Source organism: Elioraea thermophila (ex Habib et al. 2022), from assembly GCF_003336755.1.
Classification (GTDB): Bacteria; Pseudomonadota; Alphaproteobacteria; order Acetobacterales; family Acetobacteraceae; genus Elioraea; species Elioraea thermophila.
Map to the genome: position 1 here is coordinate 1 of NZ_QMDI01000004.1, position 14,813 is coordinate 14,813.

Genomic DNA, 14,813 nt, shown 5'->3' on the forward strand with positions numbered 1-14,813 from the left:
CCTGCGAGCGGGTCGGCGACGGCCTGGCGGCGGCGCACATCATCGCCCGCCCGCACGCCGAGGTGGAGCAGATCCTGCCGAAGTCTCCGGTCGCTGACGGGCAGCCGCCCGTTTCATGACGGGCGCTGTCACGCTGCTGGATGGTCGAGGCGAGGCGGTGAGCGACATCCCGGAGGGCTGGTCGGTGATCGGCCGGGGCGGCAGCCTGTTCCGCCGCTTCGAGTTCCCCAACTACGCCGCGACCTCCGCCTTTCTCGATCGCCTGGCGAAACTGTCGGAGCAGACCGGCCGCTACCCCGATCTGAACTTCGCCTCCCGCCACGTCAACGTCACCATTCACCTCGAAGGGCAGGGTGATGAGGCGGCGGCGGAAGCAGCGCGGTTCGCCCTCGCGGTGGCGGCCCTCCTGGAGGGGGAATCGTCGTGACGGGGGGCTCGAAGCGAGGCGGGGCGACCGGCAAGGCAGGCGCTGGTCGCCGGGCATCGGGGCCCACGACGGCGGCCGACGCCACGGCGCTGGCTGAGCGGATCGAGTCCGCTCCCGCCGCCCCGCCGTCTTCTCCTCGGCGTTCGGCGGCGATCGGCCCGGAGGTCTGGCCGGACTGACCGCCGGGTCGGTCCCGCGGGCAGGGCAGCAAGGGGGAATCGAGCGATGTCCACGCGCTGGCCGCGCCCCCTGATCGACGCCGGTGTTGCGATCGTGCGGGATCAGGCCGGGAAGGTCCTGCTCGCCGAACGTCAGGCCTTCCAGCTTTCTCCCGGCTTCTGGGAACTGCCGGGCGGCAAGATCGAGGACGGGGAGACGCCGGCGCAAGCTGCGGCGCGCGAACTTGCCGAAGAGGTGGGGCTCGAGGCTCTCGCCCTCGTGCCCTTCGCGGTTCACGAGCACCTCTTCGCCACCCGGCGCATTCGCCTGCACCTCTTCCTCGTCACCGCTTGGCGCGGGACCGCGCAGGGGCGGGAAGGTCAGCGCATCGCCTGGGTTGATCCTCGCTTCCCGGAGGTCGGGCCGATCCTGCCGTCGAACCTGCGCGTGATGGCGGTGCTCGGCCTGCCGCCGGTGATCCTCAGTACGCGCGCCGGCCCGCACGCGATGGACGCCGCGTTGGCGCTTGCGCCGGCTTTGGCCGCCGCCGGCCGCGCCGCCCTTCTGGTCGACGAACCCGAGCTCGCTCCGGCGCCACGACGCATGCTGGCGCGTCGCCTTGTCGGGCTTGCGCGCGGTGCGGGCGGTGTCGTGCTGGTGCGGGGGGATCTGCAGGCGGCAATCCAGGCGGGGGCCGCCGGGGTGGCCGATATGCCCGACCGTCTTCCGGTGCCGACGGCGCGCGCCCCGTTTCTCCGTTTCGCGACCTGCGCCTCCGCTGCCGATGTCGCGGCGGCAGCGGCGGCGGGAGCGGATGCCCTGCTGATCGACGCTCCGACGGAACGCGCGCTCGCTTGGCTGCATGGCCTGCCACCCTGTCCGGTCTTCCTGCGCGACGGTCCGACTGCGGGGATGGAGAGCGCTGACGGGCGGCGCCTCGGCGCCTGGCACACGCTCGCCGAGGTCGCCTCATCGGGCACGGCTTCGACCGTCGGGCACGCAAGCGGCCAGCGGCGGCAAGCCGCGGCCTGAGAGGAGGGAGGGATGCTCGAGGCGGCTGCGCGGAATCTGCTCGATCCGGCGATCCTCTTCTTCGTTCTCGGCGTCGTCGCCGGACTGATCCGTTCCAATCTCGAGCTTCCCCAGCCGGTCACGAAGTTCCTCAGCCTCTACCTGCTGGTGGCCATCGGCCTGAAGGGTGGTACCACGCTCGCTGTCGAGGGTTTGTCGACGTCGGGGGCGCTCGCCGTTCTCGCCGCGCTGATCATGGCGATCCTCGTGCCGATCTTGACGTTCCTGATGCTGCGTCGGCTCGTCGACCCGTTCAACGCCGTCGCGGTCGCCGGCACCTACGGCTCGGTCAGCGCGGTCACCTTCATCGCCGCGCAGCAGTTCCTCACGAAGAACGGCATCCCGTTCGGCGGCCACATGGCGGTCGCCATGGTGCTGATGGAAACGCCAGCCATCATCCTCGCCGTGATGCTGGCCAGCGTGCTGCGCGCGAAGACGGCGCCGGCCGCCCAGTCCCTGTCCGCGGCCGTGGTGCAGGACGAGGTCATCCCGGCGCTGTCGCTCCGAAGGACGATCTACGAGGCGGTCGCCTATGGCGGTCATGTTCTTCTGGTCGGCAGCCTGATCATAGGCGTCCTTGCCGGCGCGCAAGCCCAGGAGCAGCTGAAGCCGCTGTTCGCGGACCTCTTCAAAGGGATCCTTGCGTTCTTTCTCCTCGACATGGGCTTGGTCGTCGGCCGCCAGTTCGGCGAGAAGGAGTTCCGCCTCGAGCACGTGCTGACCGCCTTCGCGCTGATCGCGCCGATGGTCTACGGCTCGCTCGCGCTCCTCCTGGCGCGCGCGTTCTCCCTCGCACAGGGCGATGCGGTGCTGCTCGCCGCCCTGTCGGCTTCCGCCTCCTACATCGTGGTGCCCGCCATCCTGCGCTATGCGGTGCCGGAAGCGCGGCCGGGCATCTACTTCACCATGGCGCTCGGGCTCACTTTCCCGTTCAACATCATCGCGGGAATCCCTCTCTACCACGCGATCTCGGAGCTCATGTGGCGTTGACGAGCCACGCCCCGGCGGGAATGGCGGGAGAGGCGAGGAGGACTTACCCTCAGGGCCTCTTTCCTGGCGGACGTGCAAGGAGCCGGCGATGCGCCCCCTCGAGAACAAGAAACTCCTCACCCTGATCGCCCCGGTCGAACTGCAGCGCCTGCTCATCGACACGCTGAAGCGGCGCGAGATCGGCGGCTACACCCTCGTTCCCTGCACCGGGGCGGGCACGACGGGGCTGCGCTCGGGCATGCTCGGGGTGGACAGCAACGTGCTGATCTATGTGATCATGTCGGAACAGCGGCTCGAGCGGGTGCTCGAGGACATCGATGCGCTGATGCGCGGGGGGTACCGTGTGAAGGCGATCGTGCAGGACATCGCGATCATGCCGCGCAAGGTCACGGCCCGCGGCATGGAAGGGGTGGAGTGAGGTCAGGCTTTCGTCCGGCGCCCGCGGCAGGCTTTCCGCCTGGTCCTCGGCCTGCCGGGGCGGTCAGGACCATCGACGGCTTCGACCTGCACCCCCGCTGCGGGCAGCTGGCGGAGGGAGTGGGATTCGAACCCACGACACGGTCGCCCGTGTACGCGCTCTCCAGGCGCGCGCCTTAGACCACTCGGCCATCCCTCCCGATGCGCGGACAATCGCAGCGCCGACGCCAGCCGACAAGGGCCCTGCACGCGGCCATGGCTTGCCTGGCGGCGCAAAACCGCTCCCTCCCCCTTCGCGGGCCCCTTCGCTTCGGCTAGTGTCCGCCCCACATAAGCGAAAACGCCGGGGCGGTCCCGGTTGCCGCCATCCACTTCGGGACGGACGAACACGCGATGGGTACCTTCAGCATCTGGCACTGGCTCGTCGTCTTGCTGGTCATCCTGCTGCTGTTCGGCAGCGGCAAGATCAGCGGGCTGATGGGAGACCTCGCCAAGGGGATCAAGTCCTTCCGGCAAAACCTGAAGGACGAGAAGGAGGAGACGACGACCGCCGCCGACGCGCAGGCCAAGCCTTCGGGTACCCTGCCGGGCCCCGAGACGCAGACGGCGGCCCGTCAGGCGGAAGCGGCCTCGTCTTCGGCGCCGCGCAGCTGACAGTCGCCGCCACTGACGGAGGCGCCGCCACGCGGCGCCGGTCCGGCTTGGCCGTTCCATTGACGTCCGCTCTGCCATAGTCTCCGGCCTCACGCCGCCGCGAGCACGCACGCCGCTCTGGCTGCCGGCGACGCTGCCCAGCTGGAGCACAAGGGGGGACTGGATGGCACAGGCGACTGCCCAGGACCGCGACGAGGCCAACCGCATCCTGGAGCTCGAAGCGCCGTCCCTGCGCCGCCGCCTGGACGGCCTTCTCGCCTCCGCCTTCCGCTGGTTCGGCATCGCGTTCGTCGCCTTCCACCTTTGGGTCCTGCTCGTCTCGCCGATCGACCCCACGATCGGCCGCCCCATTCATGTCTTCCTCGGCGCGGTGCTTGGGCTCGGGTTGTTTGCCGCGCACAAGCGGGGGCGACCCGACCGCATTCCCTGGTACGACTGGCTGCTGATCGCCGCTTCGGTCGCCGTCGTGGCGCACTTCGTCCTCGATGCGGATGGCATCGAGATGCGTTCGTTCCTCGGCCCGAACTGGCGCGACACCGCGATCGGGCTCGCCGCGCTGCTGATCCTCCTTGAATTCGCGCGGCGCACGGCGGGGCTCGCGATGCCGATCATCGCGCTCGTCTTCATCGCCTACGTCTTTGCCGGCCCCTGGCTGCCCGGTGCGCTCTATCACCGCGGCGTGCCGTGGCGCGAGGCGCTGAACTTCCTCATCGGCACCGAGGGAATCTTCGGCATCACCACCTCGGTCTCCGCCACCTTCATCATCATGTTCGTCACCTTCGCCGCCTTCCTGCAGACCTCGCGCGCGGGCGACTTCTTCAACGACCTCGCCATGGCGCTCGTCGGCTGGTCGCGCGGTGGTCCGGCCAAGGTGGCGGTGGTGGCGAGCTCCATGTTCGGCACCGTTTCCGGCTCGTCGGTCGCCAACGTCGTCGCCTCGGGCACCTTTACCATTCCGATGATGAAACGGGCTGGCTACGATCCGGACACTGCCGGTGCCGTGGAGGCGACCGCGTCGACGGGCGGCCAGCTCGCGCCCCCCGTCATGGGCGCGGGCGCCTTCATCATGGCCGAGATCCTCGGCGTACGGTACACGGAGGTGTTGATCGCCGGGATCATTCCGGCCCTGCTGTACTACGTCGCCTGCTTCATGCATGCCGACCTGCATGCGCTGAAGGCGGGGCTCAGGGGCTTGCCGCGCTCGGAACTGCCGCCGCTCGGGGCCTTGCTGGTCAGGGCCTACCTGTTCGCTCCGCTCGCCATCCTGATCGCCACGCTCTTGTCCGGCTACTCGCCGTTTCGCGCTGCGGGCCTTGGCATTGCCGCCACCATCGTGATCATGGCCGGAACGTTCCTCGCCCATCGTCTTTTCCTGCAGGGCGAAGGCGTGCTTGCCGCCGTCGGCGGCAGTGTGCTGCAGCTCTGGGAGGCGATCTGCGAAGCGCTGTGGGTCGGCGCCCGCGAGGCGCTGCAGCTCATCGCCGTCTGCGCCACGGCCGGCATCGTCGCCGGCGTGATCGGGCTGACGGGGATCGGCGGCCGCTTCGCCACCATCCTGCTCGAGCTCGGAAGCTCGATGCCGGTGCTCGCCCTCACGTTTGCAGCCGTCGTCGCCCTCATTCTCGGCATGGGCGTGCCGACCACCGCGGCTTACGCCATCGCCGCTGCCGTGGTCGCGCCGGGGCTGATCCGCATGGGTGTGGAGCCGCTCGTCGCCCACATGTTCATTTTCTACTACGCCGTGCTGTCGGCCATCACGCCGCCGGTGGCGCTCGCATCCTTCGCCGCTGCCGGGCTCGCTCGCGGCAACCTGTGGGGCACCAGCCTCACTGCACTCAAGTTCGGCATGGCGACGTTCATCGTTCCGTACATGTTCTATTTGAACCCCGCCCTGCTGGCGCAGGGGCCGCTGCTTGCCGTCGCCCAGGCCTTCCTCACCGCCTTCCTTGGCGTCGTGTTGCTGGCCTGCGCAACCGAGGGCTGGCTGGCCGGGCGTCTTTCCCTGCCGCTGCGCTTTGCGTGCGGCGCCGCCGCGGTGCTCTGCATCATTCCCGAAGGCTACACGGACGTCTTCGGCGTCGCCCTCGGTGCCGCCATCGCGCTGTGGCAGCGTGTCCGGGCTTCGCGAGCGCTTGCCTGACGCTGAGCGGTTGCCTGGCCAAGGGCGGGCTGGCAGGGTCGCGGCCGACCGATGGAGTGGCGCGAGCAAGCGATGCGGAGCCCAGACCCGCCGGGCACGGCCCAGCGCGAGCGCAAGCGCGCATCCGACCTGCTGCTTGACCTTTGCCGCGCTTGGCCCGCCGAGCGGATCGCCATCGGCGACCTGCTGAGCGCCCTTGGCGACCGTGGCTACGGGCTGCTCATGCTCGTGCTCGCCCTGCCGAACCTGATCCCGGCGCCGATCCCCGGGCTGTCGGGCGTGCTGGGGACCCCGATCATCCTGCTCGCGCTGATGATGCTGGCGGGTTACCCCCAGCCCGTGCTGCCGAAGGTGATCCGCGAACGGAGCGTCCCACGCGCCGCCCTCGAGGCCGTGATCCTACGCGCCAAGCCGTGGCTCGCCCGGCTTGAGGCACGGGTCCGTCCCGGCACGCTGCCGCTGCCCAACCGCACGGTCGAGGTGGTCGCCGCGGTCCTGCTGTCCATCAACGCCACCTTGCTCGCCTTGCCCATTCCCTTCGGCAACCCGGCACCGGCGCTTGCCATCGTGGTGATGTCGGTCGCGTTGATCGAGGCGGACCGGCGCCTGTTCGTGGTCTCGATCGTCGTGCTGCTGCTCGCGATCGCCATCGACATCGCCATCGTGCTTGCCATCGTGGGCCTGGGCGCGCGGCTTCTCGGCTACGTTTGAGCCTGCTTTCGACTTTCGGAAGACAAAGGCGCTTCGCTAGAAGGCGGGGCAGTGAGGGATGAGCGGGGGCCCGGATGATCACCACCTATCGCGTCGAAGCCGGCCAGTTGATCGTCGGCGAAGCTTTGCCCGCGTTGGCCTACGCGCCGGCCGCGCTGCCCGATCAGCCGCCGCCGCCACCCGCCCTGCCGGTGTGGATCGACCTCCTGCAACCGACGGAAGCCGAGGAGCGGCTGGTGGAGCGGCTGATCGGCGCGGAGTTGCCGACGCGCGAGGAGCAGCAGGAGATCGAGGCCTCGTCGCGCCTCTATCGCGAAGGCGATGTGCTCTTCCTCACTGCCCCCTTCATGTACGGGTCGGAGACGGGGGAACTCGGCTCGGCGGCGATCACCTTCGTGCTCACGAGCCAGACTCTGGTCACCGTGCGCCACGCCACCCCCAAGGCCTTCGGTATGTTCGCCGCGCGGGCGCAGAAGAACCCATCGATGCTGACCACCTCGGACGGGGTGATGCTCGGCCTGTTCGAGCATGTGGTCGATCGCTTGGCCGACATCCTCGAACGCGTCGGGGCGGAGATGGACCGCCGCAGCCACGCCGCCTTCAAGCTGGCGAAGAGTCGCGAGACGGCCTCGGCCAAGGACGCCGCGTTGAAGGATGCGCTGATCGCGCTCGGCCAGGTGGGTGAGACAACGGCGCGCGCCTCCGACACGCTGGTCGGGCTCTCGCGCATCCTCGCCTTCATAGCCGCCGAGAAGGAGACGGCGATACGGAAGGAGAACAAGCCGCGCATCAAGACGCTGGCGCGCGACGTGCGGGGCCTGCAGGAGCACGCGCATTTCCTCAACGAGAAGGCGACCTTCCTGCTCGATGCGGTCCTGGGCCTGATCAACATCGAGCAAACGGCGGTGATCAAGACCTTCTCGGTGGTCGCGGTCGCATTGATGCCGCCGACGCTGATCGCCTCCATCTACGGCATGAACTTCCAGTTCATGCCCGAACTGGAGTGGGGGATCGGTTATCCCCTGGCGCTGGTGCTGATGATCGTTTCGGCCGTGTTGCCCGTTCTCTACTTCCGCCGCAAGGGCTGGCTGTAGTCGCGCCGCCGGATGGCAGGACTGGGAACGTGCGGTCGAGAGCGCCCCTCAGCTTCGCATCAGCGCGCGCACGTGCACGGTGGCGCATTCGCGAAGCGCGACGAGATCGTATCCGCCTTCCAGGATCGAAACGATACGCCCTCCGCACAGCTCATCCGCGAGCTCGACGAGCGCGCGGCTGAGCCACGAGAAGTCGGCCGTACGCACCTGCAGGGTGGCAAGCGGGTCGCGCTCATGCGCATCGAACCCGGCCGAGAGGATGATCAGATCGGGCCGCCAAGCGCGCACCGCCGGAATGATCGCGTCTCCCCACGCGGCGCGGAACTCCGGCCCGCCGGTCAGTGGGGCGAGCGGCACGTTCAGCACGTTGTCGGCGACCCCGCGTTCGTGCGGATGCCCGGTACCGGGGAAAAGCGGCATCTCGTGGCTCGAGGCGTAAAAGAAGTTGCCGTCGTCCTCCAGGATCGCCTGGGTGCCGTTGCCGTGATGGACGTCGAAGTCGAGCACTGCCACCCGCTCCACCCCCCAGCGCGCCCGCGCATGATGCGCCGCGATCGCCGCGTTGCAGAACAGGCAGAACCCCATCGGGCGCGCAGCCTCGGCGTGGTGGCCGGGCGGGCGCGTGGCGCAGAACGCCGCCCGCGCCCAACCCTCCATCACCGCATCGACGGCGGCGACCGCGGCCCCGGCCGAACGCAGCGCCGCTTCGCGCGACCCTGCACTCATCACCGTGTCGCCGTCCAGCATCACGCTCTCGCCGATCGGCGGGGCGATCGAGAGGATCCCCTCGACATAGCGCTGCGGGTGGGCTCGTGTGAGCTGCTCCACCGTCGCGCGCGGCGCCTGCTCGCGGGCGAGGGTGGCGAACTCCTCCGCCTCCAAGGCCCGCTCGATGGCGCGGATCCGATCCGGCCGCTCCGGATGGCCGGGACCGGTGTCGTGGTCGAGGCAGGCCGGATGCGTGAAGAGGGCGACCGTCATGCCGAACCCTCAGCGGAGCGTCCGCGCTTCTGGATGACGAAGGACCACACCCCTTGCGCCTCGCTCACCGCGATCAGCGCGTGCCCGGTCGTTTCGCAGTAGTTGCGGAAATCCGCCACCGACGCCGGGTCGGTCGCCAGCACGCGCAACCGTGCCCCATCGGGTAGGGTGCGCAGCGCCTTGTTGGCGCGCAGCACGGGCAACGGGCAGGTGAGGCCCTTGAGGTCGAGGGTCGTTTCCTCCATGCCCCGATGGTGCGCAGCCGCTGCGCGCTCGGCAAGCCCGGCGTCTTGCCCCCGACCTCCAGGCCGTGGCACCTCGGTACGGGACGACGGGCTGAACCGCCGCACGGGGAGGACCGATGGACTTCGCTTTGCCGGCCGAACTCGAGGAGCTGCGTGCGCGCATCGCCCGCTTCGTCGACGAGCGGCTGATCCCCCTCGAGGCCGACCCTGCCTCCTACGACGCGCACGAGAACCTCGCCCCTCCCTTGCTGGCGCGCCTGCGGGAGGACGCGAAGCGCGAAGGGCTGTGGGCCTTGGCGATGCCGAGGGCGCGCGGCGGCGGGGGGCTGTCGCGCGTCGGCATGGCGGTCGCCTACGAGGAGATGAACCGCTCCATCTTCGGCCCCGTCGTGTTCAACGCCGCCGCACCGGACGACGGCAACATGCTGCTGCTGGAGCGCATCCTGCCCGAGGAGATGAAGGAACGCTGGCTGCAGCCGATCATCGACGGCCGCGTGCAGTCGGCCTTCGCGATGACCGAGCCCGACGGCTGCGGCTCCGACCCCTCCCTCACCTATACCCGCGCCGAACGCGCGGGCGACGCCTGGCGCATCACCGGCCGCAAGTGGTTCATCACCGGGGCGGAGAACGCGAAGATCTTCATCCTCATCGCGCGCACCTCCGAAGATGAGCGCAAGGGCCTCACCGCCTTCCTGTTCGACGCCGAAAGCCCCGGCTGGTCGATCGTGCGGCGCATTCCGATCATGGGCCCCGAAGAGCACGGCGGGCACTGCGAGCTCGTCTTCGACGGACTGCTCATTCCGGACTCGCAGCGCCTGCTCGGTGTCGGGGACGGGCTGAAGGTGACGCAAATCCGCCTCGGCACCGCGCGTCTGACCCACTGCATGCGCTGGCTCGGTCTCGCGCGCCGCTGTCTCGAAATCGCGACCGATCACGTGGCGCGCCGACGGTCTTTCGGGATGACGCTGATCGATCGCGAAAGCGTGCAGGGCCTGCTTGCCCAAGCCGCGATGGAAATCGAGATCGGCCGTCTGCTCGTCATGCGCGCGGCCTGGGCGCTCGATCAAGGGAGTTTCGCGCGGAAGGAGATCTCGATGGCCAAGGTGGTGGTGGCTGATGCGCTGCACCGCGCGGCGGACACGGCGCTCCAGCTCCTCGGCGCCAAGGGATACTCGAAGGACACGCCGGTGGAGTGGATCTACCGCTACGCCCGCCAGGCGCGGCTTGTCGATGGCGCCTCGGAGGTGCACCGCATGGTGCTGGCAGGCTTCCTGCGCCGGGAAGGGAGGCACTTCTTCGCCTGGGGAGCACGCCGCGATGGATGAGGGGCGTCGCGAGCGCCTGCGGTCGTGGCTCGCGCGGGCGGCCGACGACGCCGGCCTCACCATCACCGCGCTCGAGCGGCTGTCCGGCGGCGCCATACAGCAGAACTGGGGTCTCACCGTGCGCCGCGGCGACGGGCGGGAGGAACGCTGGGTCCTGCGCACCGACAACCCGGCCACACTCGAGATGTCGCACGGGCGCAGGGAGGAATTCGCGCTGCTCCGTGCCGCCCATGCCGCCGGCGTGAGGGTCGCCGAACCGCTGTTCGCCTGCGACGATGCCGGCGTGATCGGCGCGCCGTTCCTCGTCATGCGCCGGGTCGAGGGCATCGCCGCGGCGCACCGCGTGGTGAAGTGGGACGCGGTGGGTGGCGGGCGCGAGGCCGCTGCGCGCGCGATGGGGCGGGAACTCGCCCGCATCCACAGCCTGCGCCCGGCGGGGGATGATCTCGCCTTCCTCGGCGTGCCCCCGGCCGACGCTTGCCTCGCCTTCTGCGCCGAACAGGAGCGCGCGCTCGATGCCGCCGGCCCGCACCCGATCCTGGAGTGGGGCTTGCGCCACCTGCGCCGCACCGCGCCCGGCCCCATCGCGGCCTCGCTCTGCCACAACGACTTCCGCACCGGGAACATTCTCTGGACGGACCAGGAGCTCGCGGCCGTGCTGGATTGGGAGTTCGCCGGCTGGGGCGACCCGCACGCCGATCTCGGCTGGCTGTGCGCCCGTTGCTGGCGTTTCGGCAATCTCGCCATGGAGGCTGGCGGTGTCGGCTCTCGCGCCGCACTGTACGCGGGCTATGTCGAGGCGGGCGGTGCGGCGCCCGATCCGGCGCGCGTCGCCTGGTGGGAACTCGCCGCCCATCTGCGCTGGGCGACCATCGCGCTGGCGCAAGGGGCGCGCCACCTCTCCGGTCGCGAGCCTTCGCTCGAACTGGCACTCACGCCGCACATCGTGCCGGAGCTCGAGTGGCATATCCTGCGCGAGGTGGCGGCGCGCGAGGCGGCCCTGGAGCGGGCGGCATGAGCGGCGTGCTCGAACGCCCCGACGCGGCGGATCTGCTCGCGATCGCGCGCGCCACCGTGCTGGAGGAACTCCTGCCCGCCTTGCCGGAGACGCATCGGCTGGCCGCGCGCATGGTGGCGAACGCGCTCGGCATCGCGCAGCGGATGATCGCCGTCGATCCCTCCCGCCTCGCGGCACTCGAGCCGCGCGCCGCCGCGCTTGGCGGGAGGGTGGATGACCCTTGGGCCGGGCTCTGCGCGCTGATCCGCTCCGGCGCTGCCGACCCGGGAAGCGAACGGCACGACGTCGTGGCCGCACTGCTCGCCGATCTCGCTCGGCTCCGATGCGAAACGAGCGCACCGAAGACGCTCGCGGGAGGATGACGCCATGGAAGACGACTTGCCGAAGCACGGGGCGAATTTCGTGCCGCTGAGCCCCGTCTCGTTCCTCAGGCGTGCGGCGCATGCGTGGGGCGCGCGTCCGGCCGTGCTGCATGGGGCTCGGGCGTACACCTATGCCGAACTCCTCGAACGCGCGCGTCGCCTTGCCTCAGGCCTCGTGCGCCTCGGTGTAGGCCGCGCGGACGTGGTCGCCGCCCTGATGCCGAACATCCCCGAGATGCTCGAGGCGCACTACGGCGTGCCGATGGCCAATGCCGTGCTGTGCCCGATCAATATCCGGCTTGATGCCGGAACGATCCGCTTCATCCTCGCCCATTCGGGGGCGAAAGTGCTGCTGGTGGATCGCGAATACGCCGCGATCGCCGCCCGGGCGCTCGAGGAGCTCGACACGCCGCCGATCGTGGTCGTGATCGACGATCCGGAGGGCCCCGACGGGGCGGCGATCGACGCCATGCCATACGAGGCCCTGCTCGCCTCCGGTGATCCGTCGTTCCCCGTCTCGCCGCCCGCCGACGAGTGGGATGCGATCAGCCTGTCCTACACCTCCGGCACCACCGGTGACCCGAAGGGCGTCGTCGTCCACCATCGCGGCGCCTACCTCAACGCCTGCGGCAACGCGCTCTCCTTAGGGCTTTCGCCGCGCAGCGTCTATCTCTGGACGCTGCCGATGTTCCACTGCAACGGTTGGACCTACACCTGGGCGGTGACGCTGCAGGGCGGCGTGCATGTCTGCCTGCGCAAGGTGGAGCCCGCGCGTGTCTTCGCGCTGATCGCCGAACATGGGGTGACTCACTTGTGCGCGGCGCCGGTGGTGTTGACCATGCTGATCAACGCACCGGCCGAAGCCCGTCGCAATTTTCCGCACCGCGTGACGGCGGCGACTGGGGGGGCCGCCCCGCCATCGCCGGTGATCGCGGCGATGGAGGCGATGGGTTTCGACATCGTGCATCTCTATGGGCTGACGGAATGTTACGGGCCCAGCCTGATGAACGCCTGGCAGCCTGGGCTCGACGCCCGGCCGCTCGCCGAACGTGCTGCCTTCCTCGCCCGGCAGGGGGTGGGGCTTCCCACCCTGGAGGAGGTCGCCGTGCTCGCGCGCGATCGGGCGGAACGCGTGCCGGCGGACGGGGCCACGATCGGTGAGATCGCCATTCGCGGCAACACCATCATGAAGGGCTACCTGCGCAACCCGAAGGCGAACGCGGCGGTGTTCGACCAGGGCTGGTTCCGCACCGGCGATCTCGGCGTCATGCACCCGGACGGCTATGTCGAGGTGAAGGACCGGGCGAAGGACATCGTCATTTCGGGCGGCGAGAACATCTCGAGCCTGGAGGTGGAGGAGGTGCTCTACGCCCATCCCAAGGTCATGGAAGCCGCCGTCGTCGCGCACCCCGATCCGTTCTGGGGCGAGGTCCCGCACGCCTTCATCGCCCCCAAGCCCGGCTGCGAGGACGACATCACCGCCGAGGAGATCATCGCCTTCTGTCGCGACCGCCTTGCCCACTTCAAGGTGCCCAGGCACGTCACCTTCGGCCCCTTGCCGAAGACGGCGACGGGCAAGATCCAGAAATTCGCCCTGCGCGCGCGCCTGCGCGGCGAGGCGGGCGCGGAGGCGGCGGGATGATGCGCTACGGCATCGATCTCGGCGGGACGAAGACCGAGATCATCGCGCTCGATGAAACGGGGGCGGAACGGTACCGTCGTCGCACCGCCACCCCCGGCGACTATGAGGCCGTGGTGCGCATGATCGCCGACCTCGTCGCGGCGGCCGACGGCGCCACGCAGGCCCGCGGCAGCGTCGGCATCGGCATGCCGGGTTGCCTCAGCCCCGCCACGGGCCTCGTCAAAGGGGCGAATTCGACCTTCCTCAACGGTCGGCCGTTCGACCGCGACCTCGAGGCGGCGCTTGGGCGCCCGGTGCGCATCGCGAATGACGCCAACTGCTTCGCGCTGTCGGAGGCGACCGACGGCGCGGCCGCCGGGGCGCGCGTCGTGTTCGGCGTCATCCTCGGCACCGGTTGCGGCGGCGGGGTGGTGGTGGAGGGGCGCGTGCTGACGGGCCCGCACGCGATCGCCGGCGAATGGGGGCACACGCCGTTGCCCTGGCCCTCCGCCATCGAGACCCCGGGGCAACGCTGCTGGTGTGGTCGCCACGGTTGCCTGGAGACCTGGATCAGCGGCACGGGGCTCGCCCAGGACTGCGACGGGCCCGGTGCGCGCGACGCCACCTCGATCCCGGCCCGCGCCGCGGCCGGCGAGGAGCGGGCGCGCGCCGCGCTCGCCCGCCATGCCGATCGCCTCGCCCGCGGGCTCGCCGTGGTGATCGATCTGATCGACCCGGACGCGATCGTGCTCGGTGGGGGACTTTCCAACATGGATCACCTGTATGAGGTGGTGCCCCGGCTTCTTCGACCCTACGTCTTCTCCGACGTGGTCACGACCCCCATCCTGAAGGCGAAGCACGGCGATTCCTCCGGCGTGCGCGGTGCCGCCTGGCTCTGGGGGCCGGGGGAGGGCTGAGCGGAGCCGGTGGGGGCGGGGAGGGGGCGTGCCCTGGCTCTGCCGAGACTGCATCGCGTTCGGCGCGGGCGACGACGAGAGCCGGTGTGCTGCCTGCGGGTCGGCGGCGCTCGTCGCGCACCCGGACCTGTTTCGCCTTGCCATCGCGCACATCGATGCCGATGCCTTCTACGCTGCGGTCGAGAAGCGGGATCGGCCCGATCTCGCCGACCGGCCGGTCATCGTCGGCGGCGGGCGTCGCGGCGTCGTCACCGCAGCCTGCTACGTCGCGCGCCGCTTCGGCGTGCGTTCGGCGATGCCGATGTTCAAGGCGCTCCGGCTCTGCCCCGAGGCGGTGGTGATTCGCCCCGACTTCGCGAAATATGCCGCGGTCGGCCGGGCCTTGCGGGAACGGATGCTGGCGCTCACGCCGTTGGTCGAGCCCCTGTCGATCGACGAGGCCGTGCTCGATCTGACGGGGACCGAGGCCGTGCATCGCGCCCCACCCGCGGTGGCGCTCGCCCGGTTCGCGCGCGCGGTCGAACACGAGCTCGGCCTCACCGTTTCGATCGGGCTCGCGCCGAACCGACTGCTCGCCAAGCTCGCGGCGGAGCGGGACAAGCCGAGGGGCTTCTCCGTCATCGGGAAGCGCGAGGCCCGATCGGTGCTCGCGCCTTTACCGGTGTCCGCCTTGCCCGGTAT

At 70.1% G+C, this 14,813-nt stretch carries 16 protein-coding genes and 1 tRNA gene; 14 read left to right on the forward strand and 3 right to left on the reverse strand.

The window, feature by feature from the left end:
- Nucleotides 1-115: 115 nt before the first annotated feature.
- The 4 genes from DWB05_RS08130 to DWB05_RS08145 all read left to right on the forward strand — a co-directional run bounded on the left by DWB05_RS08130 (nt 116) and on the right by DWB05_RS08145 (nt 3,065).
- Nucleotides 116-427 carry a 4a-hydroxytetrahydrobiopterin dehydratase gene (locus DWB05_RS08130; protein WP_114376610.1) on the forward strand — a complete coding sequence of 104 codons (312 nt, stop codon included), beginning with the start codon at nt 116-118 and terminating at the stop codon, nt 425-427.
- Between the two features lie 225 nt (nt 428-652).
- Nucleotides 653-1,618, forward strand: coding sequence for an NUDIX domain-containing protein (locus DWB05_RS08135; RefSeq protein WP_114376611.1), 966 nt, complete (start codon nt 653-655; stop codon nt 1,616-1,618).
- A 12-nt stretch (nt 1,619-1,630) separates the two neighbouring features.
- Nucleotides 1,631-2,647 (forward strand): sodium-dependent bicarbonate transport family permease, encoded by a 1,017-nt coding sequence (locus DWB05_RS08140; protein WP_114376612.1) that lies wholly within the window; start codon nt 1,631-1,633, stop codon nt 2,645-2,647.
- An 88-nt stretch (nt 2,648-2,735) separates the two neighbouring features.
- Entirely contained in the window at nt 2,736-3,065 is a 330-nt protein-coding gene (locus DWB05_RS08145; protein WP_114376613.1) for a DUF3240 family protein, read from the forward strand.
- A gap of 108 nt (nt 3,066-3,173) precedes the next feature.
- Here DWB05_RS08145 and DWB05_RS08150 read toward each other — a convergent pair.
- Nucleotides 3,174-3,263: transfer RNA gene (locus DWB05_RS08150), tRNA-Ser, on the reverse strand.
- A 194-nt stretch (nt 3,264-3,457) separates the two neighbouring features.
- On the opposite strand from DWB05_RS08150, the gene DWB05_RS08155 reads away from it, so the two are divergent.
- The 4 genes from DWB05_RS08155 to DWB05_RS08170 all read left to right on the forward strand — a co-directional run bounded on the left by DWB05_RS08155 (nt 3,458) and on the right by DWB05_RS08170 (nt 7,663).
- Nucleotides 3,458-3,718, forward strand: coding sequence for a twin-arginine translocase TatA/TatE family subunit (locus DWB05_RS08155; RefSeq protein WP_114376614.1), 261 nt, complete (start codon nt 3,458-3,460; stop codon nt 3,716-3,718).
- 163 nt (nt 3,719-3,881) lie between these two features.
- Nucleotides 3,882-5,858 carry a TRAP transporter permease gene (locus tag DWB05_RS08160; RefSeq protein ID WP_114376615.1) on the forward strand — a complete coding sequence of 659 codons (1,977 nt, stop codon included), beginning with the start codon at nt 3,882-3,884 and terminating at the stop codon, nt 5,856-5,858.
- A 72-nt stretch (nt 5,859-5,930) separates the two neighbouring features.
- On the forward strand, nt 5,931-6,569 hold the full coding sequence (locus DWB05_RS08165; protein ID WP_157967125.1) for an exopolysaccharide biosynthesis protein: 639 nt from the start codon (nt 5,931-5,933) through the stop codon (nt 6,567-6,569).
- 74 nt (nt 6,570-6,643) lie between these two features.
- Nucleotides 6,644-7,663 (forward strand): magnesium transporter CorA family protein, encoded by a 1,020-nt coding sequence (locus tag DWB05_RS08170; RefSeq protein WP_114376617.1) that lies wholly within the window; start codon nt 6,644-6,646, stop codon nt 7,661-7,663.
- 48 nt (nt 7,664-7,711) lie between these two features.
- On the opposite strand, the gene DWB05_RS08175 is transcribed toward DWB05_RS08170, so the two are convergent.
- Together DWB05_RS08175 and DWB05_RS08180 are read right to left on the reverse strand one after the other, a co-directional pair.
- Nucleotides 7,712-8,644, reverse strand: coding sequence for a histone deacetylase family protein (locus tag DWB05_RS08175; protein WP_114376618.1), 933 nt, complete (start codon nt 8,642-8,644; stop codon nt 7,712-7,714).
- Nucleotides 8,641-8,889, reverse strand: coding sequence for a sulfurtransferase TusA family protein (locus DWB05_RS08180; RefSeq protein ID WP_114376619.1), 249 nt, complete (start codon nt 8,887-8,889; stop codon nt 8,641-8,643). The genes DWB05_RS08175 and DWB05_RS08180 overlap by 4 nt, the downstream gene beginning before the upstream one ends.
- 116 nt (nt 8,890-9,005) lie before the next feature.
- Between DWB05_RS08180 and DWB05_RS08185 the strand changes: the two genes are divergently transcribed.
- The 6 genes from DWB05_RS08185 to DWB05_RS08210 form a co-directional block, all read left to right on the forward strand.
- Entirely contained in the window at nt 9,006-10,214 is a 1,209-nt protein-coding gene (locus tag DWB05_RS08185) for an acyl-CoA dehydrogenase family protein (protein ID WP_114376620.1), read from the forward strand.
- Nucleotides 10,207-11,232 carry a phosphotransferase family protein gene (locus DWB05_RS08190; RefSeq protein ID WP_114376621.1) on the forward strand — a complete coding sequence of 342 codons (1,026 nt, stop codon included), beginning with the start codon at nt 10,207-10,209 and terminating at the stop codon, nt 11,230-11,232. The genes DWB05_RS08185 and DWB05_RS08190 overlap by 8 nt, the downstream gene beginning before the upstream one ends.
- Nucleotides 11,229-11,594 (forward strand): DUF6285 domain-containing protein, encoded by a 366-nt coding sequence (locus DWB05_RS08195; protein ID WP_114376622.1) that lies wholly within the window; start codon nt 11,229-11,231, stop codon nt 11,592-11,594. Before DWB05_RS08190 ends, DWB05_RS08195 begins: the two co-directional genes overlap by 4 nt.
- 4 nt (nt 11,595-11,598) lie before the next feature.
- Nucleotides 11,599-13,236, forward strand: a complete 1,638-nt coding sequence (locus DWB05_RS08200; protein ID WP_114376623.1) for an AMP-binding protein — start codon at nt 11,599-11,601, stop codon at nt 13,234-13,236.
- Nucleotides 13,236-14,132 carry an ROK family protein gene (locus tag DWB05_RS08205; protein ID WP_114376725.1) on the forward strand — a complete coding sequence of 299 codons (897 nt, stop codon included), beginning with the start codon at nt 13,236-13,238 and terminating at the stop codon, nt 14,130-14,132. Before DWB05_RS08200 ends, DWB05_RS08205 begins: the two co-directional genes overlap by 1 nt.
- A gap of 28 nt (nt 14,133-14,160) precedes the next feature.
- Nucleotides 14,161-14,813 (forward strand): Y-family DNA polymerase (locus tag DWB05_RS08210; protein ID WP_456298228.1); only part of this gene is annotated, 653 nt, incomplete at its 3' end.